A 23,134-nucleotide genomic window follows, 5' to 3' on the forward strand; every position below is an offset into this window, starting at 1 on the left:
GCTATTCGTCGGCAGCGTCAGATGTGTATAAGAGACAGCATACATACTTAACGCATAAGCATTTAAGTTGAATGCTTTTTATTTGGTAAGTAAGAGGATGTACTATGAAGAAACTTCTCTTTTTAATGTTATGCGGTATCTTTTCTTTTTCTTCCTTTGCCTACACCAACGGAAATGGTGGTACAACTAATTTAGGACCGATAGTCGAATGTAAATTGCCAAGTGGTGATGTCACTAATATTCCAAGTGAAATGTGTCGATTTAGAGGCGGAGAATGGAACTAATATAGAAGTCAGTAGTTAGTTCGATATAAGTAAACTATTGATACCTTACTTTTCAGTAAAGTCATTATTTACCCAAGCAAGTAGATATTCAATGTCTACATTAAGGTGATGATTATGAGATTTTTAGCTGGTCTATTGTTAGCATGTTTTGCCCTAGCTCCATTAACTACTCATGCCAATGGTGCTTCAGGTGGACGTACGCTAGCCCCAGAGATAAAGTGTGAGTTACCAAACGGTAACGTGCATATGTTACCGCCGTTATATTGCAAAATATATGATGGTCGAGAAGTAAAATAAAAAAGGAGCCTAGCGGCTCCTTTTTATCATCTCACTAAGTATTAGTGGAAGCTGTAAGGGATAAGAACTTGTAGACGTAGGTCTGTTTCATCCGCATCACCAGCACCAGCGTACTCATCGCGCTCTAGGATTGTACCGTGTAGACGGATCGTAGAACCTTTCAGTGCGCCACTCTGTAGAGAGTAAGATACTGTCGCGTTAACTGCGTATTCACTTTCGTAATCCCAGTCACCTGATGCACCGCTTGCTGCAGAATCAGCACCAGTACCGTAACCAAAGCCTAGGTAGTAGTTCCAGCCGTTACCTTGGTTGTAAGATAGACGGTTGTACCACGCTAGCTCACCCGCTTTGTTCCAATCAGACAGTGCATCCCACCACTGAGACCAAGTACCGTTGTTCATACCGTAAGTATGAATTGTACGTGGAACGAAGTCAGCGCGGTTGTCTGTGTCTGTGTAGCGTAGCTCAGACATCCAAGCTAGCTTGCCGAAAGATTGATTCAAAGATAGACCAGTGTGGAAACCTAGACCATCGTATTTCACATCATCGTCAACACCGTAGAAATCAAATGCTAGAGTTGTACGGTCACTCACAGTGTACTTCAAGTAAGCCTTGTAAGAAGTGTTGTCAGTTTCGTTATGGTAGCTAGTTACTTGACCTGCACCCCAGTCGATACCATTTGCATATTGAACGCCAGTAGCTTGACCCAAACCAAGTTGCATAAACAAGCTGTCAGTTAGGTTACCGTTTAGGCCTAGAGAGTGTAGGTAGCTCCATGAAGTGTCAGACCAAAGCGCTGGCGCGTAGTCATCTTCGTGAAGTAGCCAAGGTGCTGTAAATTGGTCTGCACCAAAGTAGCTTAGGTTGAAATCACCTAGTTTAGCGTTCAGTTCGAAACCACGGTAAGTACCAGGTACGAAACTCCAAACGTTACCAATAGTACCGTTACCACCCGCTTGTAGCATACCAAAGCGCGCGTTGAAGCTTTCGTTTGCTTTAAACTTCAGTGCTGCTTTGTAAACTTTAAGCTGTTGACCATCACCTGCACCCCAGTCTAGGTTGTTACAAGTTGAAATTTCATTACATAGGTAGCCTTCGTTTGAATTGTAAAGGCTATCGTTGTAAAGGTCGCCAGAATAGTAAGCCGCAACATCTGCACCAACCCAACCATCGTGGTAGCCAGAAGTAAAGTCTAAAATTGCGTTGTAAGAAGAGTAGTTTAGACGACTCCAACGGTCACCGTTTTCACCGCCAGGCTTACCTGTTGTACGAGTACGAGAACGAGTATCAACTAGAAATAATGCATTAAGACTAGAGTCTTGCATAAATTCGTTCACTTTCTCTACGTACTCGCCACCTGCTGCACTTTCAGTAGACGCTGTAGCTGGAGCAACAGCAACAACACCAAACATTGCTGCGGTTAACGCTGAAACCTTAAAAAATTTGTCCATGGAAAAACTCCTAAAAATGGATATAGCTGTATTTTTCTATCTCACCTTTAGTTGGCCGCCGAAGGAGAGAAGTAAATTCCTGATCAAACCTCATTATTTCTAATTTGGCTTTTTTTAGTTCCTGCATACACACCGTGTATCCACGTGATTAAGACTAACTTCGCAGCTAAAAACATCCAAACGGAACTTATTTTTTTTCTAAAAAAATATGAGCCAGTCCAAAGTTCCATATAAGTTGTTGATCCAGATCTTACTTTTAACAACACTAACACGAAAAGACAGTTAAACATTAAATATCAATAACTTAAATCACACCCTAGAATTCCAACTTGAAGTCACTCGCAGACTAAAGAAGTAAAAAACCTTAATAATTCAATGGGAGATCTTGATCACTGAAAAGATAAAAAGCATAAAAACTCAATAAAAAAGCACTTAATTATGGGCGAGAAAAAGCCCGACATGGTAAGCATGTCGGGCTTTTAGTTATTTTTTAGCTTTTTTGATGAGACTTAATTCATCAACTCGAGTAAGTCTTGTTCTGTTTTGATCTCGATACCCAGTTCTTGTGCCTTTGCCAACTTCGAACCTGCATTTTCACCAGCAAACAAAATATCCGTTTTCTTAGAAACACTACCTGTCACTTTTGCACCTAGGGATTGGAGGGCTTCTTTAGCCTCTGTGCGACCTAATTGAGAAAGTGTTCCTGTCAATACGACTGTTTTACCTTCTAACGGTAGCTCTCCTACCTGCTCAGTAGTATTAATCTCTGGCCAGTGGATCCCTTGTTCAAGCAAATCTTTAACCACCGCTTGGTTCTGCTCTTCACTGAAGAAAGTCGTAATATGTTGAGCAACCACAGCACCGATGTCTTGCACTTCAATTAACTGCTCTTCATTAGCATTTTGGATGGCTTCCAACGTTTTAAAGTGCATTGCTAGGTTTGCGGCGGTTGCCTCGCCAACTTCACGAATCCCCAGCGAATACAAAAAGCGAGGTAACGTTGTTTCTTTGGATTTTTCTAACGCATTCACAATGTTCTGCGCAGACTTTGGCCCCATGCGATCTAATACCGTTAAAATCCCCGCAGATAACTTAAATAAGTCAGCAGGAGTTTTCACCATCTCACGGTCAACAAGTTGCTCGATCACTTTATCGCCTAGACCGTCAACGTCTAACGCTTTACGAGACACAAAGTGCTTTAGCGCTTGTTTACGTTGAGCTTGGCAAACTAAGCCACCCGTACAACGTGTTACCGCCTCTCCTTCGATTCGTTCAACATGCGAACCACAAACAGGACACTGAGTTGGAAAAATAATATCTCGCGCTGTTTCTGGTCGACGCTCTTTGATGACAGAAACAACTTGAGGAATAACGTCACCCGCTCGACGAATCACAACGTGATCACCGATCTTAACTTGCAGACGTTCTATCTCATCTGCGTTATGAAGCGTCGCATTACTTACCGTTACCCCGCCAACAAATACAGGCTCTAGTTTAGCAACAGGTGTAATCGCACCAGTACGACCGACTTGGAATTCCACCTCATTCAACGTCGTCATTTCTTCCTGAGCCGGGAATTTGTAGGCAATCGCCCAACGTGGAGCGCGAGCAACAAATCCAAGACGCTCTTGCACGGCAATATCGTCAATTTTAATGACGACACCATCGATCTCATAAGGAAGGGCATCACGACGCTGCAAGATATCTTGGTAGTAAGCTTTTACATCCGCCAAACTTTCAACTCGCTTGGTCTCCGGGCACATTGGTAATCCCCAAGATTTAATTTGCAAGAAGCGTTCGTAGTGACTTGCCGCCAATTCCGCGCCTTGCACCACGCCTACACTGTATGCATAGAAGCTAAGGGGACGAGAAGCAGTAATGCGTGAATCCAATTGTCGTAAGCTACCTGCCGCAGCATTACGTGGATTAACAAAGATTTTCTCGCCTTTCTTCCTTGCTAATTCATTGAGCTTTTCAAACCCAGCTTTCGGCATAAAGACTTCACCACGAACTTCAAGACGATTTGGCCAGTCATTACCCCTGAGTTTTAAAGGAATGGCTTTAATCGTACGTACATTTTCTGTGATGTTCTCGCCAGTAGTGCCATCGCCTCGTGTTGCCGCCTGAACTAACACACCGTTCTCATACAGTAAACTAACTGCGAGTCCATCCAGTTTCGGCTCACAACAGTATTCTTTCACACTCTGACTGCCCACCCGCTCTTGTGCTCGCTTATGGAAACTATCAAGTTCGCTGTCATCAAACGCATTATCAAGCGAAAGCATCGGTACTTCATGTGTCACTTGGCTAAACGCAGAGAGAGGTTGTCCACCGACACGTTGACTTGGTGAATCTACGGTAATTAAATCAGGGTTCTCAGCTTCAATATCCAGGAGCTCTCGCATTAAGCGGTCGTACTCGGCATCAGGGATCTCTGGGTTATCTTCCACGTAGTAACGCACAGCGTGGTAATGCAACGACTCTTTTAGTTCTTCTAATCGCTGAAGTACTGATTCAGACATAGTAAAGCCCCGTGTATTTTCAATCGGTGAGGTTGGGAAATCCAAGAAAAAGGGCTCCATCCGGAGCCCTATTATTATTTGCTGTTAAGATTATGCGTTAGCGGCATTAAACTCAACTATTTGACGTCGATAAGACGCTAAACGGTCTGGTGTCATTAAGTTACGCTGGTCATCAAGAACGTTGCCACCTAAATCATCAGCAATTTGCTGCGCAGTTCGGAGCATTAAGTTGAAGTTCTGTTCAGCCTCGCCATAACAAGGCAATGTCATGAAGAATGAAATCCCCTTCGTTGTAAACTCAGCAGGATCAGCATGCTCAAACGTACCAGGGTGCATCATATTAGCGACGCTAAACAGCACTTTGCCGTTACCGGACAAGTCGACATGACGGTGGAAAATATCCATCTCGCCATAAATTAAGCCGTTTTGTTGCATACTCTCAAATAAAGCAGTACCAACAAATGGCTCTTCACCCGCGCAGTGCACATTCAATACAATCACTTGCATTTCAGGTTCAGGCTTTGGCTCTTCCTTAGGCTCTGCAACTACAGGCTCACTAACCGTTTCGACTTGCTGTTCTTTCTCAGCGATATCAAACGCGGCGGGAATAGCTTCTTCTTCCACAGCAGGCTGGAGTGGCTCTTCAGCTACTGGTGCTTGAACAACAGGTTCAGCGTCCTCTTCTTTATCTTTTTCTGCAACAAATGAAGGGATGTCATCTGGCTCCTGCTGTGTCTGTGTTACTTCAGATGGGCCACCGAATAGCGGGTCAGATTCAAATTTGTTGTCGAAAGAACTCGCCATTCCAAAATCTGGTTCTTTGCGATCTTTACGAATGATCTCAAAGTCATCTTCAGGAGCGGGAGCGAAGTCTCGTTCTTTCTCGACAAGATCATTTTTGTCCCCTTGGTCAACATCCAGCTTACCAAGCGGTTTGTTACCAAACTTTGCTTTGCCTTCTTTTTTACTGCTCCACAAACCATGAAACAGCAATGCCGCGATGGCTAATGCGCCAACAACAATGAGTACGAATCGCAATTCCTGCATTATTTACTCTCAATATACTTGTTTTTACTACTCGCAGTTCCTTGAGCAGCAACCCAAGTGCAATAAATCTGAATGATACGTTTACTTTACCAAAACTATATGTAGATTTAGAACAACTTAATGCAAGAAGTTCCGTTTTTTGTTGTGATTCTTGCCACGATTCCACTTAACAAGACGTCATTTGTCAGGGCATTGAAAGAAAAGCCCTCACAGGTACAATGAGTTTTCATTTACACGAAGCCAAAATAGACATGAAGCAAAACAATCAGCAGAGAACCGGATTCGGTTATTTTCTATACGGGATACAATTGGCACTTGCCCCTAAAATCAGGCGCTTTGTCATTTTACCTCTACTTGCAAATATCTTGCTTGTAGGTGGTGCCATCTTCTATCTATTTTCAAACCTTAATATATGGATCGAAGACTGGATTGGGCAGCTACCTGAGTTTTTATCCTGGTTAACTTACATTCTTTGGCCTTTACTCGCTCTGACAATACTCGCAACTTTTTCTTACTTCTTCAGCACGCTCGCGAACTTTATCGCCGCGCCATTCAATGGCCTCTTAGCTGAAAAAGTGGAAGAGTACTTAACGGGACAAAAAGTAAATGATGATGGATTCACTGCCGTTCTGAAAGATGTTCCTCGCGTTTTAGCTCGTGAGTGGAGAAAGCTGCTTTACATCTTACCTAAAGCAATAGGCCTATTCCTGTTATTGCTCATCCCTGCCCTTGGACAAACAGTAGGCCCATTTTTATGGTTTATCTTTACCGCCTGGATGCTCGCGATTCAATATTGTGACTATCCGTTTGATAACCATAAAATCCCATTTAACGACATGCGTTTCAAATTGAAACAAAAGCAAGGTAAGGCCTATGGCTTTGGGGTATTGGTGTCTGTGTTTACGACGCTCCCAATTTTGAACCTCATTGTCATGCCTGTAGCAATATGTGGCGCAACCGCTATGTGGGTGGCGGAGTTTAAGCACCAACGATAGCCGATTAGAGATTAAGGAAAGGGATCAGCGCCAGCTTTTCCCTTTTCTTTTATCGAGTTCTGGGCCAACCTAATAAGATATAACTTTTTAATCCTTTTCCCTTTTTTTCATACCGCATATTCTTCTATCCATATTCACACAACGTGTAATGAAGGAACATCACTATGAGCAAAATCTACGAAGATAACTCTCTTACTATCGGTAATACACCTCTCGTTCGTCTAAACAAAGTAAGCAAAGGCAAAGTTCTCGCGAAAGTTGAAGCGCGTAACCCTAGCTTCAGTGTTAAGTGCCGTATCGGTGCAAACATGATTTGGGAAGCAGAGAAAGCGGGGCTTCTTAAGCCAGGTGTAGAGCTTGTAGAACCTACCAGTGGTAACACAGGTGTTGCTCTAGCATTCGTAGCGGCCGCTCGCGGTTACAAGCTAACATTGACCATGCCTGAATCAATGAGCCTAGAACGCCGTAAGCTACTTAAAGCACTGGGCGCTAACCTTGAGCTGACTGAAGCGGCGAAAGGCATGAAAGGGGCGATTGCTAAAGCAGAAGAAATCGTAGCAAGCAACCCTGAGAAGTACCTACTTCTTCAACAATTTGACAACCCTGCGAACCCAGAAATTCACGAAAAGACTACGGGCCCTGAGATTTGGGAAGCGACAGACGGTGAAATCGACGTATTCGTTGCTGGTGTCGGTACGGGCGGTACTATCACAGGTACAAGCCGTTACATCAAAGGTGAAAAAGGCAAAGCCATCACTTCTGTTGCAGTTGAGCCAGCAGAGTCTCCAGTTATTGCACAAGCACTTGCTGGCGAAGAAATCCAACCTGCTCCGCACAAAATCCAAGGTATCGGCGCTGGTTTCATCCCAGGTAACCTCGATTTAGACATTATTGACCGCGTTGAACAAGTCACCTCAGAAGAAGCGATTGAGATGGCTCGTCGCCTAATGGAAGAGGAAGGTATCCTAGCTGGTATCTCATCTGGTGCGGCTGTTGTTGCAGCCAACCGACTTGCAGAACTCCCTGAATTTGAAGGAAAAACAATTGTAACCGTTCTACCAAGTTCAGGTGAGCGTTACCTAAGCACAGCACTCTTTGCAGGTATCTTTACCGAAAAAGAGAACCAACAATAATATGTGTTCAAATCAATTTTTAGTTTAAAAAAGCCCCGTTTAGGGGCTTTTTTGTTGATCCCTGCCCTACCTTTGGTAATATCAGGGTGTTTTATTTCTAGCTTCAAAATAAAGAAGCAGAACACAAAAAGGTTTCAAAGTGATTACGCACGCAAACAGTTGCGTAGTTACCAAACTTTTGACTAGTATCAGAACTGACGCGCTTTGAACTCTTCCCGTGCTAGCGCACAAGATGTAAAGCAGTTAAGCTAAAATCTAGTCACAAACTAACAAAAAAATACATTTATTGGGGTATATCACATGTACGAGAAGCAAGTAGAAATCACAGCAGAAAACGGCCTTCACACTCGTCCAGCTGCACAGTTTGTTAAAGAAGCAAAAGCATTCGACGCAGACATCACTGTGACTTCTAACGGTAAAAGCGCTAGCGCTAAGAGCCTATTCAAACTACAAACACTAGGCCTAGTAAAAGGTACTCAAGTAACTATTTCTGCTGAAGGCCCACAAGCTCAGCAAGCAGTTGACCACCTAGTTGCTCTAATGGACCAACTACACTAATCCGGTCTCCTACTCCAGAAGCCATTTTGTGAAAGCAAAATGGCTTCGTTGGAAATAGGCTCAAAACTAAGCTAAAACTATTCGTTAGCGCACCCATTATTCTCCCGTTTTATAAAGTTGACCAAACTTAAGGTAAGGCTATGATTTCAGGCATCCTAGCATCTCCTGGTATTGCAATCGGTAAAGCACTACTACTTCAAGAAGATGAAATTGTCCTAAACACAAACACTATTTCTGACGATCAAGTAGAAGCTGAAGTTCAGCGTTTCTTCGACGCTCGTAACAAATCTGCAGCTCAGCTAGAAACAATCAAGCAAAAAGCGCTTGAAACGTTTGGTGAAGAAAAAGAAGCGATCTTTGAAGGTCACATCATGCTTCTTGAAGACGAAGAGCTAGAAGAAGAGATCCTAGCACTTATCAAAAACGACAAGATGACTGCGGATCACGCTATCCACTCAGTTATCGAAGAGCAAGCATGTGCTCTTGAGTCACTAGATGACGAATACCTAAAAGAACGTGCAACTGACATCCGCGATATCGGTTCTCGTTTTGTGAAAAACGCACTGGGTATCAACATTGTTTCGCTTAGCGACATCAATGAAGAAGTTATCCTAGTTGCTTACGACCTAACGCCATCTGAAACAGCACAGATTAACCTAGACTACGTACTTGGTTTTGCTTGTGATATCGGCGGTCGTACATCTCACACTTCAATCATGGCTCGCTCTCTTGAGCTTCCAGCTATCGTTGGTACTAACGACATCACGAAAAAAGTTAAGAATGGCGATATGCTGATTCTTGACGCGATGAACAACAAGATTGTTGTTAACCCATCAGAAGCTGAACTAGAAGAAGCGAAAGCGGTTAAAGCGGCATTCCTAGCTGAAAAAGAAGAGCTAGCGAAACTGAAAGACCTGCACGCAGAAACGACTGACGGTCACCGTGTAGAAGTTTGCGGTAACATCGGTACAGTGAAAGACTGTGACGGTATCCTCCGTAACGGCGGTGAAGGTGTTGGTCTGTACCGTACTGAATTCCTATTTATGGACCGTACTGCGCTACCAACTGAAGAAGAACAGTACCAAGCGTACAAAGAAGTTGCAGAAGCAATGAACGGTCAAGCTGTGATCATCCGTACAATGGATATCGGCGGCGATAAAGATCTCCCATACATGGATCTTCCAAAAGAGATGAACCCATTCCTAGGCTGGCGTGCTGTACGTATCAGTCTGGATCGTCGTGAAATCCTTCGTGATCAGCTACGTGGCATCCTACGTGCGTCTGCACACGGTAAACTGCGTATCATGTTCCCAATGATCATCTCTGTTGAAGAAATCCGTGAGCTTAAGAAAGCGATCGAAGAGTACAAAGAAGAGCTACGCGCTGAAGGCCACGCATTCGACGAAAACATCGAAATCGGTGTTATGGTTGAAACTCCTGCTGCTGCAGCGATCGCACACCACTTAGCGAAAGAAGTATCTTTCTTCTCTATCGGTACAAACGACCTAACTCAGTACACGCTAGCGGTAGACCGTGGTAACGAGATGATCTCTCATCTTTACAACCCACTATCACCAGCAGTACTAACCGTGATCAAGCAAGTTATTGACGCTTCTCACGCAGAAGGTAAATGGACTGGTATGTGTGGTGAACTTGCAGGTGACGAGCGTGCAACGCTTCTACTTCTAGGTATGGGTCTGGACGAGTTCTCAATGAGCGGCATTTCAATCCCTAAAGTGAAGAAAGTAGTTCGTAACTCTAACTTCGCAGAAGTGAAAGCAATGGCTGAAGAAGCCCTTTCTTTACCAACAGCTGCAGAAATCGAAGCAGTGGTAGAAAAGTTTATTGCTGAGAAAGCTCAGTAATCGGTAGTACCAAGTAATTCAATACTTAATGGCCATTAGACGGCGAAAAAAGTCGTCTAATGCGCTATATTGGTATACTATAATTCGACAGAATAAAACCAAACCTTAGGAGCATGACACAATGGGTCTGTTTGACAAACTTAAGAAGCTTGTATCTGATGACAGCGCTGACGCTGGTGCTATCGAAATCATCGCGCCACTTTCTGGTGAGATTGTAAACATCGAAGACGTGCCAGATGTTGTTTTCGCTGAGAAAATCGTTGGTGACGGTATTGCTATCAAGCCAGCAGGCAACAAAATGGTAGCTCCTGTAAACGGTACTATCGGTAAGATCTTCGAAACTAACCACGCATTCTCTATCGAGTCTGACGACGGTGTTGAGCTTTTCGTTCACTTCGGTATCGACACAGTTGAACTAAAAGGCGAAGGCTTCACGCGTATCGCTGAAGAAGGTCAAACTGTTAAAGCTGGCGACACTGTAATTGAATTCGATCTAGCTCTTCTAGAAGAGAAAGCGAAGTCAACGCTAACTCCAGTTGTTATCTCTAACATGGACGAAATCAAAGAGCTGAACAAGCTTTCTGGTTCTGTGACTGTTGGTGAAACTCCAGTTCTACGTGTAACTAAGTAATTTTTACTTAGCCGAACACGAAAAAACGCTGCCATTGGCAGCGTTTTTTATTACCTGAAGTTTATACTTTCTTACCGGATTCAACTGAGTAGACCAAGTGCCGAACTCGGCCTTTGTTTTGCCTGAGCCAATAACGCAGTTGTCGCATCTTGGAGCACTTGAGAACGCACCATTTCCGTAGACTCTCTTGCGAAGTCTGTATCTCTTATTCGACTCTTGGATTCCGTAACACTCCGATTCACGGTATTTAAGTTATCCACCGAACCATTTACACGATTCTGAAAGCTGCCAATTTCACTTCGGTGCGAATCAACGTACTTAATTGCTGCATCAATCACCCCAATTGAAAGCTGCGCCTTACCTGCCGTCGACATATCGATGTCATCAATTGTGACTAATTGACCAGCGCTCACATCAAACTCATCCGCTAAACTCCCTTCGAGAACCACACCCTCTGGCGCCTTCATCGTAGAGGCAAAGAATTGCAGTTCATTGTTTTCCGTTACTGAGGTACTCACTACCGATTGTTGAGCATTGATGTAAGTGGCGACCTGTTCTATGCGATCACCCAATTTGAGCCCAATGGATTCCGTTTGGGTTTGCCCTTTACTGTCTTGGTATTCGACTTTTAGAGTTTGGTTATCTTTAGTGACTCGCCAATCTTTATCGACCGCATCACCAACATAATGCTGCCCTCCCATCTCTGGGATATGGCTACGCATGTTACGTAACGTCAAAGAGATTGAATTAGCGTTCGCGCCAATATGAAAGCTTTGCGAGCCATAAGAACCATCAAATAAATTTTTATCCGCAAATGTTGTCGTGATCGCGACACGATCAAGCTCATCCTGCAGCGCTACGACCTCGTACTGGATGCTTTGTCGGTCACTGGTATCGTTACTACCGTTTGCTGCTTGAAGCCCTAGAGAGCGTAACCGTTGCAAAATATCACTGCTCTCATGTAACGCGCCTTCCGCGGTTTGCGCGACCGAATAAGCATCGTGCGCATTTCTTAAGGCGACATCAAGCCCTCTCGTTTGCACATGGAGAGTATTCGATATCTGTAAACCTGCCGCATCATCACTCGCCGAGTTAATTCGAAAACCAGAAGTTAGGTTGCGTTGTGACTCGACGTTTTGCGCTGCCGCTTGACTCAGGTGTCTCTGCGCCACCATCGCGGCAACATTGGTATTTAAAGAGACCATCTAATCGATATGAGTGCCTTGTCGAACATCCTGTTGGGACGCATCTAAATCGTTATAGCCGATAAGCAAAAAAGCCAGGGATGAGCCTGGCTTTTGTATCTTGTCTTATTAAGGTGATTAACCTAGCAGACTTAGCGCTGAGTTTGGCGCTTGTTTCGCTTGCGCAAGGATTGAGCTTGACGCTTGCGATAGAATTTGTGACTTGGTCATTTGAGTCGTTTCTTTCGCGAAGTCAGTATCTTTGATACGGCTCTTCGACGCATTCACGTTCTCGTTGATGTTATCCAAGTTGCTGATTGCATGGTTGAAACGGTTCTGGAATGCACCCAGCTCTGCGCGGTGGCTGTCTACGTATTTCAGTGCCGCATCGATGATAGCGACAGATTCTTGTGCGCCACCAACTGAGGTTACGTCGATTGTATCTACCGTTACTTTTTTACCTTCGCCCAAACCTAGCTCGCCAGATAGGCCGCCTGAAAACTCGACTTCGCCTTCAACTTTGTTGTTGCCAGCAAAGATTTGCAGTTTACCGTCTTGGTCTACTGAGGCTTTCACTAGGTCAGTTTGACCGTTAATGTAAGTCGCAAGCTCTTCGATATCGTCACCCGCTTTTGCGCTGATGTTGATTTCTTGCTCTTGACCATAGCTGTCCGTTAAGTTGATTTTTAGGTCGTTCTTACCTTCAGCAACGTTCCAGTCTTTACCTTTACCACTTTCAGCTTGGTAGCTCACACCGCCCATCATTTTGTTGTCTGAACGCATGTCTTTTAGCTCAAGCATCACGGCTTCACCGTTATCCGCACCGATTTGGAACGATTTCGCACCGTGTGTGCCGTTTAGTAGCTTGTTACCACCGAAAGACGTGGTTTCTGCGATACGGTTTAGTTCGTCGTTTAGCGCGGTCACTTCTTCTTGAATCGCCACACGCTCTGATTTCGAGTTTGAGCCGTTTGCTGATTGTAGAGACAAGTCACGCATACGTTGAAGAATGTTGGTGGTCTCGTTCATTGCACCTTCAGCGGTTTGTGCAATTGAGATACCGTCGTTCGCGTTGCGAACCGCCACATCCAAACCACGGCTTTGTACGTTCAAACGGTTCGAAATTTGAAGACCCGCAGCGTCATCTTTTGCGCTGTTGATTTTGAACCCCGAAGACAAACGCTCCATAGAAGTTTGTTGAGCTGAGTTTGCGTTGTTTAGGTAACGCTGAGCCGTCATCGCTGATACGTTAGTGTTTACATTCACTGCCATGGTGATTTCTCCAATTGATTTTCCGGTATAGCGGTTTCCGACGTCTCGGAAAACCAAGTAGTTCTCTCAAAGTTACCCCTATTAACGACACCAAATTCAGAAGCTTTAGAAAAAAATTTAAAAAAATAACATTGCGAGATTTAGCTAATAAAATTGAAGAAAAGTAAGAAAAAGTGCTCAAGTTTCCACAAATCGAGCCGAGAGGGCTAAATTGTATAGAAAACCAGCAAAAGGAAACAATTAAAGGTAAGTTCGCAGACGATAAACGTGAGAATTAGAGAAGAAAAAGCCCCTTTTCCTTTGAGAGAACTGGGGCTAGGTTGGTCGCCAGAGCCTATGTGGAGATCAAGAGAAATGAACACATTTCCGGCATACCGAGTGCAACTTTACATTGAAAATAATTGGCAGGTGAGAGATGAGAGAGCCGCTCATTCTATTATAAAGTTGCTTGCCAAAAGCCTGCATTCCCATCCACGTCTGAATGTATTGAGTACAGGCTAAGTAAACTACTGCAATAGTGACATTGCAGAGTTTGGCAACTGTTTCGCTTGAGCAAGAATCGAAGTACCTGCTTGTTGCAAAATTTGTGCTTTGGTCATTTGCGTGGTTTCTTTCGCAAAGTCCGTGTCTTTAATTCGGCTGTTCGACGCGTCAACGTTTTCTTGGATGTTTGCCAAGTTGTTGATGCTGTGGCTCAGACGGTTTTGCTTCGCACCCAGATCCGCACGTTGTGAATCCACGTATTTCAGTGCCGAATCCAGCACAGAGATAGCGTTTTGAGAACCTTGTACGGTTGTCATATCAATATCTTGTACTGATGTTCTAAGAGGTTCATCGCTCAAACCAAGCTCAGACGCCAATCCACCCGAAATTGAAATCTCACCCTGAACATTTGGATGTGCAACAAAAACTTGTAACTTGCCATCTTCACTTACAGACGCGTTGATCATATCAGACTGACCATTAATGTACGTAGCAAGCTCTTCGATGTCGTCACCTGCTTTTGCATTAATGTTGATTTCTAGATCATCGACATTGCCGTCTTCGTCTTCACCCATACCTGGCAAAGTGATTTTTAGATCCGATTTAGCTGGGTCAACGCCCCAATCTTTATCTTTACCGTTTTCCGATAAGAAGGTCACACCGCCCATGCGAGTATCGTCCGCACGAATGCTGGTTAGCCCCATAATCATTGCTTCACCTGAGCTCGCACCAATCTGGAATGCCGCTTCACCGAATGAGCCGTTCAATAGACGACGGCCACCGAATGACGTGGTTTCTGCGATACGGTTTAGCTCGTCAATCAATGCCATTGACTCTTCGTTGATCGCCTGACGCTCAGCCGGAGAGTTAGTACCGTTCGATGATTGAATAGCAAGGTCACGCATACGTTGCATGACAGATGTTGCCTCATTCATCGCACCTTCAGCGGTTTGTGCAATCGAGATACCATCGTTCGCGTTACGCATTGCGACATCTAGACCACGAGACTGTGCAGTTAAGCGGTTAGAGATCTGTAGACCTGCCGCATCATCTTTTGCACTGTTAATCTTATGTCCTGAAGATAAGCGCTCCATCGACGTATTTAATTCGTCAGTCGCTTTGTTTAGGTAACGCTGCGCGGTCATCGCGGAGACGTTAGTACTAACTGTTACAGCCATTTTGCTCTCCTTTTGAGTTCGCAAGCTTTTGCGAAGCGGCCAGCTTTACTCTCATTTGGATAAGCACTGACCGTAAAAATTACTTGCTAAATCTGCCTTAAACGCAGGGTTTAGAATCTCTAAATCTGTTCTGATATTTTCAATACAATTTGTGTGCCAACTTATAAAATTTATTTCACCGCTTTTAAAAGAAGCACATAAACAATAAGTTAGCGTTATCACTAAACCATTTCCGGATAATGAGGCTCATCTTGCTTCATAGATATTGACCGCTACTTTGTTGCCGCCCGACTTGCCTCTCGCGTCATTGCCGCTTTGGGTAAAATCGTGCCGCATAGCCTGACTCTTAATTTACGTCGATTTATCGCACTTAAGGCTTTGCACATAAGGCATCAAAAATCAGACAGTGTGTCTTAAGTCAGACTAAATATAGTTAAACAACGTTAGATCTTTGGTCTTACCGAATGCTTGTTGCGATGCCTGTAACGCTCGTGAGTTTTCACTGAACTCGATAACGGCTTTAGAGTAATCCAAATCCTCAAAGTTGCTCTTCGCTTTCGCCAGAGACAAATTAAAGTCTTCGTGGTTTTGCTCTTGGATATCGAGCGTGCTCAATCGAGCTCCGGCATCAGTACGCGCTTTATTCAAATGGATAAAAGCAGCGTGAAATTCTTCTGTCATTTGGTGCAATTTGGCGGTCGCCGACGTATCCGACACCGATTTATCTGACCACGCCATTGCATCCTTGAAGGTATCGAAAATGCTGAACTCTGCCCGCTTTTCGATCTCGATGCTATCGCCAGGCGTAATTTGACCTTTTACGTGCACTTTCAGGCCTTTGTACTCAATGCCTTTTTCTGGAGAAAACTCATCGGCATCCACGACTTTACCGTTACGCTCTAGTTGGTAACCAAATTTGCCGTTGTTCATATCGACAAATGTCACGCGATACGCCGCATCATCCTTCGTATCAACGTTAGTGGCTCTGTTTAATAGCAACTCAGAACCGTTTTGTAGATCGTAATTCGGCTGATAATCGCCAAATGGGTTTGGTATCTCCATAAACAGCTTGCTGCCAGGATCGTTCATTGGCATCTCAAGCATGCTGGAGACTTTCATTTTGCGCTGGTAATCGTCTCCAGCGTACTGAACACTACCGTCTTTATCGCGATAGAATGGTTGGCTTTTTGGCTTAGTGCCAGCAAACACGTAGTTACCAGATTCATCTTGCGAATTCACTAAGTTAAGGAAGTTGTTCGCAATCTCTTCTAGCTCACGCTTCTTTGCTTGTCGGTCTTCCGCAGAAAACGCACCGTTAATCATCTCCATCGTTAAGCGCTTCGACTCGTCGGCAAAATTCTCTGCATTGGCGATATTAACTTCGTGGTTTTCTAGACGATTACGCACCAACACTATTGAGCTAAGGTATTGTTGTAGCTGTTCTTGTTGCTGACTAATATTTTGAATGTAATGCGACGCAAGGGGATCGTCGCTAGGTTTCAGTAACTTTTTCCCTGAAGCAAGTTGCTCTTGGTTATGGTGAACCTTATTTTCTTGACGACGCAAATCATTTTGTACGGACTGATAGTTATGGAAACTAGAAATTCGGGTTAGCACTTATCTCTTCTCCTTACCTCAGTTGTAAAATGGTATTGAAGGTATCATTCGCCGCTTGCATCACACGTGATGAAGCCATGTACGCTTGTTGAAACTTCATCATGTTGGCCGCTTCTTCATCGAGGTTAACTCCAGAAATAGAAGCAACGCGCTCTTGTGCCGCCTCATGCTCTAAGCGAGCGACGGAGGCTAATCGGTTTGCTGTAGAAGATTTCAATCCGACTTCGGTATTGAGGTTGTGATAAACATCAATCAAGGTACTGGATTTTCCATCCATCATCTTGTCTGTTTGGATCTTCTGCATTTTTCTCAAGTTGCCGTTACCACCTTCAGAAGGCACCAAGTTTGCGGTGAATTTATCATTCATCAGCGCGCCTTCGCTCAGCTCAAATACAGTCGCATCGCCATTTTTATACAGCGGATGACTTTTCGGCACTGAGATTTCAATCATCGGGTTATCTTTGTCTAGCGGGTATGAGTATTTGTCCGATAGCAAACTGCCTTTGTTGTCCGTGATCTTTAACCACGGCTTATCATGTTTCTCGTCGGCTGGTTGTACGGTGACCTCAAATTCTTTGACATCCCCCGCCTCACGAATTTTGAACTTGGCGTTACCTTGAGCAAAAGTGGTTGAAGCTTCATAACTTTGCGCGGCAATGGCTTTTGCATCATTAGTTTCCATCTTAATGATGGCTGCGCCACTTCGTGTTGGGCGCAACAATACGCGCTCACCATCGGCAAGACCTTCACCAATTTGCACTTTCATACCATCCAGAACAAACGAAGAATCCGATTGATCAATGTTCAACGACATTTGCTCACCTTTCGGTGTTGTCACGCTATACTGGTCGCCATCATAACGTAGCGAATATTCACCACCTTTGATCGCTGAGATATCATCAATGTAAACCGCAACATCAGCTTGAGAGTCAGGCGCAGCAAAAACTCGAGATTTTGCCACCAGCTCAGAGTTCACGTCGGTAAATACGTCTTTACCTATCTTACCGTTAAGATCCAGACCTTGAGATTGCAGCTGATTAATTTTGTAGGAAAAGCCCGTCGCTAAACGGCCCATTTCATCCTGAAGTTGCGGAATGTGTTTGTCGCGCATTTCAAGCAAGGCACCGATTTTGCCATCCATGTCGTCAGACTTGATCGCTTTAATGCCATCCCCTTCCACCATTGCTAATCGTCTTTGGTGAACATCAGGATAGCCGTCAATCATTTTGAGCTGGCTTGCTTCCGTGCCAGAAACTAGCGTGTGACCATTGCCGATGTGAACATTAAATCCTTCCGCATTTTTGCGTGGGGTTACGGTTACTTTGGTGTACTCAGATAGCTCAGTAACCAGCTTTTCATGCTGGTCCATCAAATCATTGTGTGGACCGGGTGTGCGCATCATTAACCGATGCACATCGCGGATTTCCAAGGCAAGTTGGTTCACGCGTTCAATGCCCATATCCAATTTTTTATTGGTCACGTCAGATTGCAACCGCACAGTTTCATGGAAGTCATTTAATGTATCAGAGAAGATTTTCGCCTTTTCCAATACCACTTTCCGTGCCCCCAAATCGTTCGGGGTATCTGCCATGGTTTTGACCGCATCGAACCACTCGTTCAAGTTCTCTGGAATTTTCTTAGATGCAACTGAGCTCAACATGCTAGAGAGCATATCAAGATTGTCTTGGGTATCCGTTTTGTTGGCATTGTTGGTTGACGACAAGTTCAGTTCATTCACGGCAAATTGATCCCACGAGCGGCGAACATTTTCCACATGCACACCCATGCCGTAGGTAGAACCACCAAACATGCGCGGATCATTCGTACCTTGGATAACAGACTGGCGGCTATAACCCTCTGTATTAACATTAGAAATGTTATGACCAGTGGTGTTTAATTGTCTCTGAGCAGTAAGCACACTTTGAGTACCTACATTCAGAAGATCTGACGCCATACATGCTCCCAAAAACGAAATAAAATCGGCAAAACCGATCACCTAGACACATCAAAGCAAAAGGTGTGCCAAATAAAATAGAGGTGTGAATATTCAGAAAAAGTAAAGGCTTGCACTGTGGCAAGCCTTCGAAAACAACATGAACTGGCGAAGAGTAAATTACATACTTTCGATTTTCTGCTTCACCTGCAGGACTTTGTCTGCGTAATTCGGATCGGTCGCGTAACCCGCGCTGTGGATGCCGCGAATAAACGACTCTGAATTCCCTCGCTGTTGCAATGCCGTCTCGTAACGTGGGTTGTCATTTAAAAAGCGCACAAAGTCATTAAAGCTGTCTTCGTAATTTGAGTAGGCGCGAAACGCTGCCGTCTCTTTCACTGGCGTATTATCGTGGAACTCTAGCGTTTGAGTCGTCACTTTGTCACCCTGCCAACTTCGATCTGCTTTGATGTTAAATAAGTTGTTGCTGCTGCCACGCGCGTTCTTCACTACCTTTTGTCCCCACCCGGTTTCCAAAGCCGCTTGCGCAAGTAGCAGAGATGGCTCGACACCTAGGGCTTTCGCGGCTTTCTCCGCGTATGGCTTCATCGAGTTAACAAAAGACTCTGGCGAATCGAATCGAGTTGGTTCATTGCTTGGTCGAGATAGCTGACCAGATTCAATCAAGCGCTGTTCAATCTCACGCGCTTTTTTCGGGTCAACACGACGATATTCCACAGCATTATTTGCCGCATCACGCATTGCCGTTTCACTCTTGTCGTTACCTTGCCCAGCCGTTAATTGCTTAACAATCATATCGGCCAAGCCCATTGAACCAGACGAACTGAGCTCGCTCGCCATCTGCTCATCCAGCATTTGTCGGTAGAACTTCTCGTTCTGGCTGTTCATCATGTTGGACTCAAAGCCCTCATTGGCTTCTCGCATAGATTTCAACATCATGGAGGTGAAAATAGATTCGAACTGACGAGCCGCTGCACGCAGTGCTTCTTGCTCGCCATCTTTACCTTCCTTCACTGCTTTTTGACGCAGGGTATCCAGCGAACTGATGTCATGAATAAAACCAATGTCGTTAGGATTGTTCATTATACCTACCTCCTAACCATTAAATGATGATCAACTGGCCTTCAATGGCACCAGCTTGTTTCAATGCTTGCAAGATAGCCATCAAATCCGACGGCGCTGCGCCGACTTGGTTAACGGCACGGACCAAATCATCCAACGTTAAGCCTGGCTCGAACTTAAACATCTTGCCCTGCTCTTCGCTAACTTCGATATCTGAGTCTGGCACGACAACGGTTTGCCCACCAGAAAAGCCGTTAGGTTGGCTAACATTCAGGTTTTCTTTGATTGCGACCGTCATTCCGCCATGGGTTACCGCAGCAGGTTTAAGGCGAACATGTTTACCAACTACGATGGTACCCGTGCGAGAGTTAACGATGATTTTGGCTGCGCCATCTGCTGGGTCGAATTCTAGGTTTTCAATTGCCGATAAGAACGCCACACGCTGGCTGACGTCACGAGGAGCACGCACACGTACCGACGTCGCGTCTACCGCGCTCGCCATTTGTGGGCCAAGGAAGTTGTTTACCGCATCCGCCATACGTTGAGCCGTTGTGAAGTCTGACTCAAGCAAGTTGAACGTGATGTAATCGCCACGACCAAATGGGTTTGGAATTTCTCGCTCTACTGTCGCACCACTAGAGATAAGACCAACGGTTGGATTGTTACCTACGATTTTTGAACCGTCAGCACCTTCAGCGCTGAAGCCGCTCACCACTAAGTTACCTTGAGCAACCGCGTAAACTTGACCATCGAGACCTTTGAGGAACGTTTGCAGTAGCGTACCACCACGCAAACTTTTGGCACTTCCGATGGAAGAGACGGTCACGTCTACTTGCTGACCTGGTTTAGAGAAAGGCGGCAACTCTGCCGTTACCATGACTGCAGCAACGTTTTTAATTTTTGGCTTTGTGCCCGGCGGCATCTGAATGCCGAAGTTTTGCAGCATAGCGGCGAAACTTTGCTCCGTAAACGGGTTCGCTTCGCCTGTGCCAGGTAAGCCTGAAACCAAACCATAACCCACGAGTTGGTTGCTTCGTACACCTGCCACTTGCGCGACGTCTTTGATACGTGCAGCTTGGGCAGCGGTAGCAAACAGAGCAACGCTCATCAGTATTAAAAGGAGTTTTTTCATGCTTACTTATCTCTTGCAGTCAAATTGCCGTCAGCACGGCGTGTTATAGCGCTACATTAAAGAATCGTGCCAAGAAACCCGGCTCTTGCATATCTTGTTGTACACCGGTGCCAGAATACTGAATTCTTGCGTTAGAAACGCGGTTTGATGCAATAGTATTGTCGAAACTAATGTCATCCGGACGAATAGTGCCGCTTAAACGTATGTACTCATCACCCGTATTAAGCGTCATCCATTTTTCTCCACGGATAACGAGGTTGCCATTTGCCAAAACTTCAATCACCTCAACAGTAATGTAACCACTGATGCTGTTACTCTGCTTAGCAGAAGAGTCACCCGCAAATGAGTTTGAGTTATTTAAGTCATAAGAGAAATTGTATTTGCCACCAATTTGCAGCTCTTCGCCACCCACTTGAAGCGGGTCCATTTGCGCTTCATTGGTTTTCGATAAATCGGCATTGGCGCTTTTCGTGGCGCTGGTAGTCTCATCCAGTGTCACGGTAATAATGTCGCCAATACCACGTGGCTTGGAATCGTCGTAAAGATCGGTAATGTGCTCGGCGCTAAACAGTGAACCTGTTGCAGCAGCATAATGCTCAGGTTTCTTTTTCGGATGAATAGGAGCCCATGCAGGATCACCCGCAACCGGATCGCTTCTGCCACGCAGTGTATCCACGATACCGCTGCTCTCTTCTTTCGATTTATCGCCTTCTACCGCATCAACCACCGTCGTTGCTTGTGTCACTTCATCCGTTTCAATCGGCTCTAACATGGCACAACCCGACATCGTGGCAATCAAAGCAAGTAGACAAATACGTTTCATCGTGAGCTCCTCAATTCTTGCTCTTAACCGTTATAACTGCTGGTTAACGAAGCTCATCATCTTATCGACTGATGAGATCACTTTTGAGTTCATTTCGTAAACGCGCTGGGCTTCGATCATGTTGACCAACTCTTCCGTTACATTCACGTTAGACGCTTCCAGCATGGATTGACGGATTTCACCCAAACCGTCCAAACCAGGAACACCTTCTTGTGGATCGCCACTAGCACCCGTTGGTAAGTAAAGGTTCTGGCCAATTGGCTCTAGGCCACCTGGGTTAACAAAGTCTGTAATGGTTAGCTGACCAACGACTTGGTTGTCTTGCTGACCACGGACGCGAACCGATACTTCACCATCCGTACCGACAGTGATAGAAATCGCATCTTCTGGAATCACAATTTCAGGTTCTACAGGGTAGCCAGAACCCGACGTGACTAACGTGCCTTCACCATTTAACGTGAACTGACCGTTACGGGTGTAACCGATGTTGCCATCCGGCAACGTCACTTGGAAGAAGCCGTCGCCTTCAACCATCATGTCCAGTGCGTTGGTCGTTGTCTGCGCATTACCATGCGTGTGCACTTTTTGCGTCGCAACCACTTTAGAACCCGCACCTAGCATCAAGCCACTCGGAAGCTCAGTGTTCTGAGATGATTGGCCGCCAGGCTGGTTGATGTTCTGATAGAACAAATCTTCGAATACCGCACGGCTCTTTTTGTAGCCGACAGTAGAGGCGTTCGCCAAGTTGTTCGAAATCGTGGCAATGTTGGTTTGCTGGGCGTCTAGACCTGTTTTACTTACCCATAGTGCTGGATGCATAGTGAACCTCTAACTCTGTTAACTCATACGAAGCAGTGAATCTGAAGATTTATCCATTTCTTCAGCTGTGCTCATCATCTTGACTTGCATTTCAAACTGACGCTGTAAGTCAATCAATGCGGTCATTTCACCTACGGCATTCACGTTACTGCCTTCAATCGCTCCTGTCTGGAGGCTAACAGTAGCGTCTGCTTCGTAAGGTTGGTTTGGAGTTTTATGGCGAAATAAGCCATTGGTGTCTTTAAATAAGCTTTGATCATTAGGCTTAACAAGCTTAATGCGATCAACCGCTTGGAATTCTTCCGCCGGGGCACCTTGAGGAAGCACAGAGATGGTGCCATCACGACCGATTTCAATTTTGGAGAGAGGAATAGGCAAAGTAATCGGCGCATCGTTTTCACCCAGCACCAAATGGCCACTTGCGTTAGTAAGCATGCCATTTTGATCGACTTTTAGGTTACCGTTACGGGTCAACCCTTCTTTACCCGTGTGATCGAGTACCGATATCCAGCCGCTGCCTTCAATAGTCACATCCAGATCACGCCCTGTTGTAATCACACTACCTTGAGCAAAGTTATGCCCTGGACGCTCTGTCATGCTGAACACACGTGAAGGATGGCCTTCACCATAAGCCTGCATTGAGCGAGCCTGTGCTAAATCCGCACGAAACCCTGTCGTGCTTACGTTAGCCAAGTTATTAGCACGCAATTGTAGTGCCTGCATATTTTGCTTGGCCCCACTCATTGCGAGAAACAGTGCGCGATCCATAAATTACTCCAAAAACTTCTCTGTACACGGAGTAAAAGCAATAGTTATGCCAACACAAA

Annotated in this window: 19 protein-coding genes; 6 read left to right on the forward strand and 13 right to left on the reverse strand. The window is 45.1% G+C overall.

From position 1 onward, the window contains the following. The first annotated feature begins 104 nt into the window (after positions 1-104). Positions 105-284: a hypothetical protein gene (locus EX191_RS11880; protein WP_074191004.1), complete on the forward strand. Its 180-nt coding sequence runs from the start codon at positions 105-107 to the stop codon at positions 282-284. A 338-nt stretch (positions 285-622) separates the two neighbouring features. Here EX191_RS11880 and EX191_RS11885 read toward each other — a convergent pair whose 3' ends face one another. The 3 genes from EX191_RS11885 to zipA all read right to left on the reverse strand — a co-directional run bounded on the left by EX191_RS11885 (position 623) and on the right by zipA (position 5,601). Then, positions 623-2,032: an OprD family porin gene (locus EX191_RS11885; RefSeq protein WP_006742721.1), complete on the reverse strand. Its 1,410-nt coding sequence runs from the start codon at positions 2,030-2,032 to the stop codon at positions 623-625. Positions 2,033-2,541: 509 nt separating this feature from the next. Continuing rightward, positions 2,542-4,554: an NAD-dependent DNA ligase LigA gene (gene ligA / locus EX191_RS11890; RefSeq protein ID WP_041852978.1), complete on the reverse strand. Its 2,013-nt coding sequence runs from the start codon at positions 4,552-4,554 to the stop codon at positions 2,542-2,544. A gap of 90 nt (positions 4,555-4,644) precedes the next feature. Further along, a complete protein-coding gene (gene zipA, locus EX191_RS11895) occupies positions 4,645-5,601 on the reverse strand; it encodes a cell division protein ZipA (RefSeq protein WP_053807087.1) in 957 nt (318 codons plus the stop codon). 251 nt (positions 5,602-5,852) lie between these two features. On the opposite strand from zipA, the gene cysZ reads away from it, so the two are divergent. From cysZ to crr, 5 genes are all read left to right on the forward strand, one after another. Further along, the gene (gene cysZ, locus EX191_RS11900; RefSeq protein ID WP_193447817.1) at positions 5,853-6,596 is read left to right on the forward strand and encodes a sulfate transporter CysZ; all 744 of its coding nucleotides are present in this window, start codon (positions 5,853-5,855) and stop codon (positions 6,594-6,596) included. A 164-nt stretch (positions 6,597-6,760) separates the two neighbouring features. Next, entirely contained in the window at positions 6,761-7,729 is a 969-nt protein-coding gene (gene cysK / locus EX191_RS11905; RefSeq protein ID WP_193447818.1) for a cysteine synthase A, read from the forward strand. A gap of 300 nt (positions 7,730-8,029) precedes the next feature. Next, positions 8,030-8,287 carry an HPr family phosphocarrier protein gene (locus EX191_RS11910; RefSeq protein WP_005382043.1) on the forward strand — a complete coding sequence of 86 codons (258 nt, stop codon included), beginning with the start codon at positions 8,030-8,032 and terminating at the stop codon, positions 8,285-8,287. Positions 8,288-8,427: 140 nt separating this feature from the next. After that, positions 8,428-10,152: a phosphoenolpyruvate-protein phosphotransferase PtsI gene (gene ptsI / locus EX191_RS11915; protein WP_005393100.1), complete on the forward strand. Its 1,725-nt coding sequence runs from the start codon at positions 8,428-8,430 to the stop codon at positions 10,150-10,152. A 121-nt stretch (positions 10,153-10,273) separates the two neighbouring features. Beyond that, on the forward strand, positions 10,274-10,783 hold the full coding sequence (gene crr / locus EX191_RS11920) for a PTS glucose transporter subunit IIA (protein WP_005382041.1): 510 nt from the start codon (positions 10,274-10,276) through the stop codon (positions 10,781-10,783). Between the two features lie 80 nt (positions 10,784-10,863). Here crr and EX191_RS11925 read toward each other — a convergent pair whose 3' ends face one another. From EX191_RS11925 to flgF, 10 genes are all read right to left on the reverse strand, one after another. Then, positions 10,864-11,988 carry a flagellin gene (locus tag EX191_RS11925; RefSeq protein WP_193447819.1) on the reverse strand — a complete coding sequence of 375 codons (1,125 nt, stop codon included), beginning with the start codon at positions 11,986-11,988 and terminating at the stop codon, positions 10,864-10,866. A gap of 117 nt (positions 11,989-12,105) precedes the next feature. Next, on the reverse strand, positions 12,106-13,239 hold the full coding sequence (locus EX191_RS11930) for a flagellin (RefSeq protein WP_005393103.1): 1,134 nt from the start codon (positions 13,237-13,239) through the stop codon (positions 12,106-12,108). Positions 13,240-13,745: 506 nt separating this feature from the next. Next, on the reverse strand, positions 13,746-14,900 hold the full coding sequence (locus tag EX191_RS11935) for a flagellin (RefSeq protein WP_006743025.1): 1,155 nt from the start codon (positions 14,898-14,900) through the stop codon (positions 13,746-13,748). 423 nt (positions 14,901-15,323) lie between these two features. Then, the gene (gene flgL / locus EX191_RS11940) at positions 15,324-16,517 is read right to left on the reverse strand and encodes a flagellar hook-associated protein FlgL (protein ID WP_005393113.1); all 1,194 of its coding nucleotides are present in this window, start codon (positions 16,515-16,517) and stop codon (positions 15,324-15,326) included. A gap of 13 nt (positions 16,518-16,530) precedes the next feature. Beyond that, positions 16,531-18,471: a flagellar hook-associated protein FlgK gene (gene flgK, locus EX191_RS11945; protein WP_193447820.1), complete on the reverse strand. Its 1,941-nt coding sequence runs from the start codon at positions 18,469-18,471 to the stop codon at positions 16,531-16,533. 159 nt (positions 18,472-18,630) lie between these two features. Beyond that, complete coding sequence (flgJ, locus tag EX191_RS11950) at positions 18,631-19,557, reverse strand: flagellar assembly peptidoglycan hydrolase FlgJ (protein ID WP_046874278.1); 927 nt, start codon at positions 19,555-19,557, stop codon at positions 18,631-18,633. Between the two features lie 16 nt (positions 19,558-19,573). Beyond that, on the reverse strand, positions 19,574-20,665 hold the full coding sequence (locus EX191_RS11955) for a flagellar basal body P-ring protein FlgI (protein WP_145532375.1): 1,092 nt from the start codon (positions 20,663-20,665) through the stop codon (positions 19,574-19,576). Positions 20,666-20,708: 43 nt separating this feature from the next. Next, complete coding sequence (gene flgH, locus EX191_RS11960) at positions 20,709-21,488, reverse strand: flagellar basal body L-ring protein FlgH (RefSeq protein ID WP_006743029.1); 780 nt, start codon at positions 21,486-21,488, stop codon at positions 20,709-20,711. 30 nt (positions 21,489-21,518) lie between these two features. Next, the gene (gene flgG / locus EX191_RS11965) at positions 21,519-22,307 is read right to left on the reverse strand and encodes a flagellar basal-body rod protein FlgG (RefSeq protein ID WP_005382032.1); all 789 of its coding nucleotides are present in this window, start codon (positions 22,305-22,307) and stop codon (positions 21,519-21,521) included. Positions 22,308-22,325: 18 nt separating this feature from the next. Continuing rightward, entirely contained in the window at positions 22,326-23,075 is a 750-nt protein-coding gene (gene flgF, locus EX191_RS11970) for a flagellar basal-body rod protein FlgF (protein WP_005382031.1), read from the reverse strand. Positions 23,076-23,134: the final 59 nt, after the last annotated feature.

The sequence above is a fragment of the Vibrio chemaguriensis genome (assembly GCF_012275705.1).
In the GTDB taxonomy this organism is placed as follows: domain Bacteria; phylum Pseudomonadota; class Gammaproteobacteria; order Enterobacterales; family Vibrionaceae; genus Vibrio; species Vibrio diabolicus.

Coding starts and splice junctions, on each gene's coding strand:
- EX191_RS11880 (WP_074191004.1), top strand. CDS start 105: ATGAAGAAACTTCTCTTTTTAATGTTATGCGGTATCTTTTCTTTTTCT.
- EX191_RS11885 (WP_006742721.1), bottom strand. CDS start 2,032: ATGGACAAATTTTTTAAGGTTTCAGCGTTAACCGCAGCAATGTTTGGT.
- ligA (WP_041852978.1), bottom strand. CDS start 4,554: ATGTCTGAATCAGTACTTCAGCGATTAGAAGAACTAAAAGAGTCGTTG.
- zipA (WP_053807087.1), bottom strand. CDS start 5,601: ATGCAGGAATTGCGATTCGTACTCATTGTTGTTGGCGCATTAGCCATC.
- cysZ (WP_193447817.1), top strand. CDS start 5,853: ATGAAGCAAAACAATCAGCAGAGAACCGGATTCGGTTATTTTCTATAC.
- cysK (WP_193447818.1), top strand. CDS start 6,761: ATGAGCAAAATCTACGAAGATAACTCTCTTACTATCGGTAATACACCT.
- EX191_RS11910 (WP_005382043.1), top strand. CDS start 8,030: ATGTACGAGAAGCAAGTAGAAATCACAGCAGAAAACGGCCTTCACACT.
- ptsI (WP_005393100.1), top strand. CDS start 8,428: ATGATTTCAGGCATCCTAGCATCTCCTGGTATTGCAATCGGTAAAGCA.
- crr (WP_005382041.1), top strand. CDS start 10,274: ATGGGTCTGTTTGACAAACTTAAGAAGCTTGTATCTGATGACAGCGCT.
- EX191_RS11925 (WP_193447819.1), bottom strand. CDS start 11,988: ATGGTCTCTTTAAATACCAATGTTGCCGCGATGGTGGCGCAGAGACAC.
- EX191_RS11930 (WP_005393103.1), bottom strand. CDS start 13,239: ATGGCAGTGAATGTAAACACTAACGTATCAGCGATGACGGCTCAGCGT.
- EX191_RS11935 (WP_006743025.1), bottom strand. CDS start 14,900: ATGGCTGTAACAGTTAGTACTAACGTCTCCGCGATGACCGCGCAGCGT.
- flgK (WP_193447820.1), bottom strand. CDS start 18,471: ATGGCGTCAGATCTTCTGAATGTAGGTACTCAAAGTGTGCTTACTGCT.
- EX191_RS11955 (WP_145532375.1), bottom strand. CDS start 20,665: ATGAAAAAACTCCTTTTAATACTGATGAGCGTTGCTCTGTTTGCTACC.
- flgH (WP_006743029.1), bottom strand. CDS start 21,488: ATGAAACGTATTTGTCTACTTGCTTTGATTGCCACGATGTCGGGTTGT.
- flgG (WP_005382032.1), bottom strand. CDS start 22,307: ATGCATCCAGCACTATGGGTAAGTAAAACAGGTCTAGACGCCCAGCAA.
- flgF (WP_005382031.1), bottom strand. CDS start 23,075: ATGGATCGCGCACTGTTTCTCGCAATGAGTGGGGCCAAGCAAAATATG.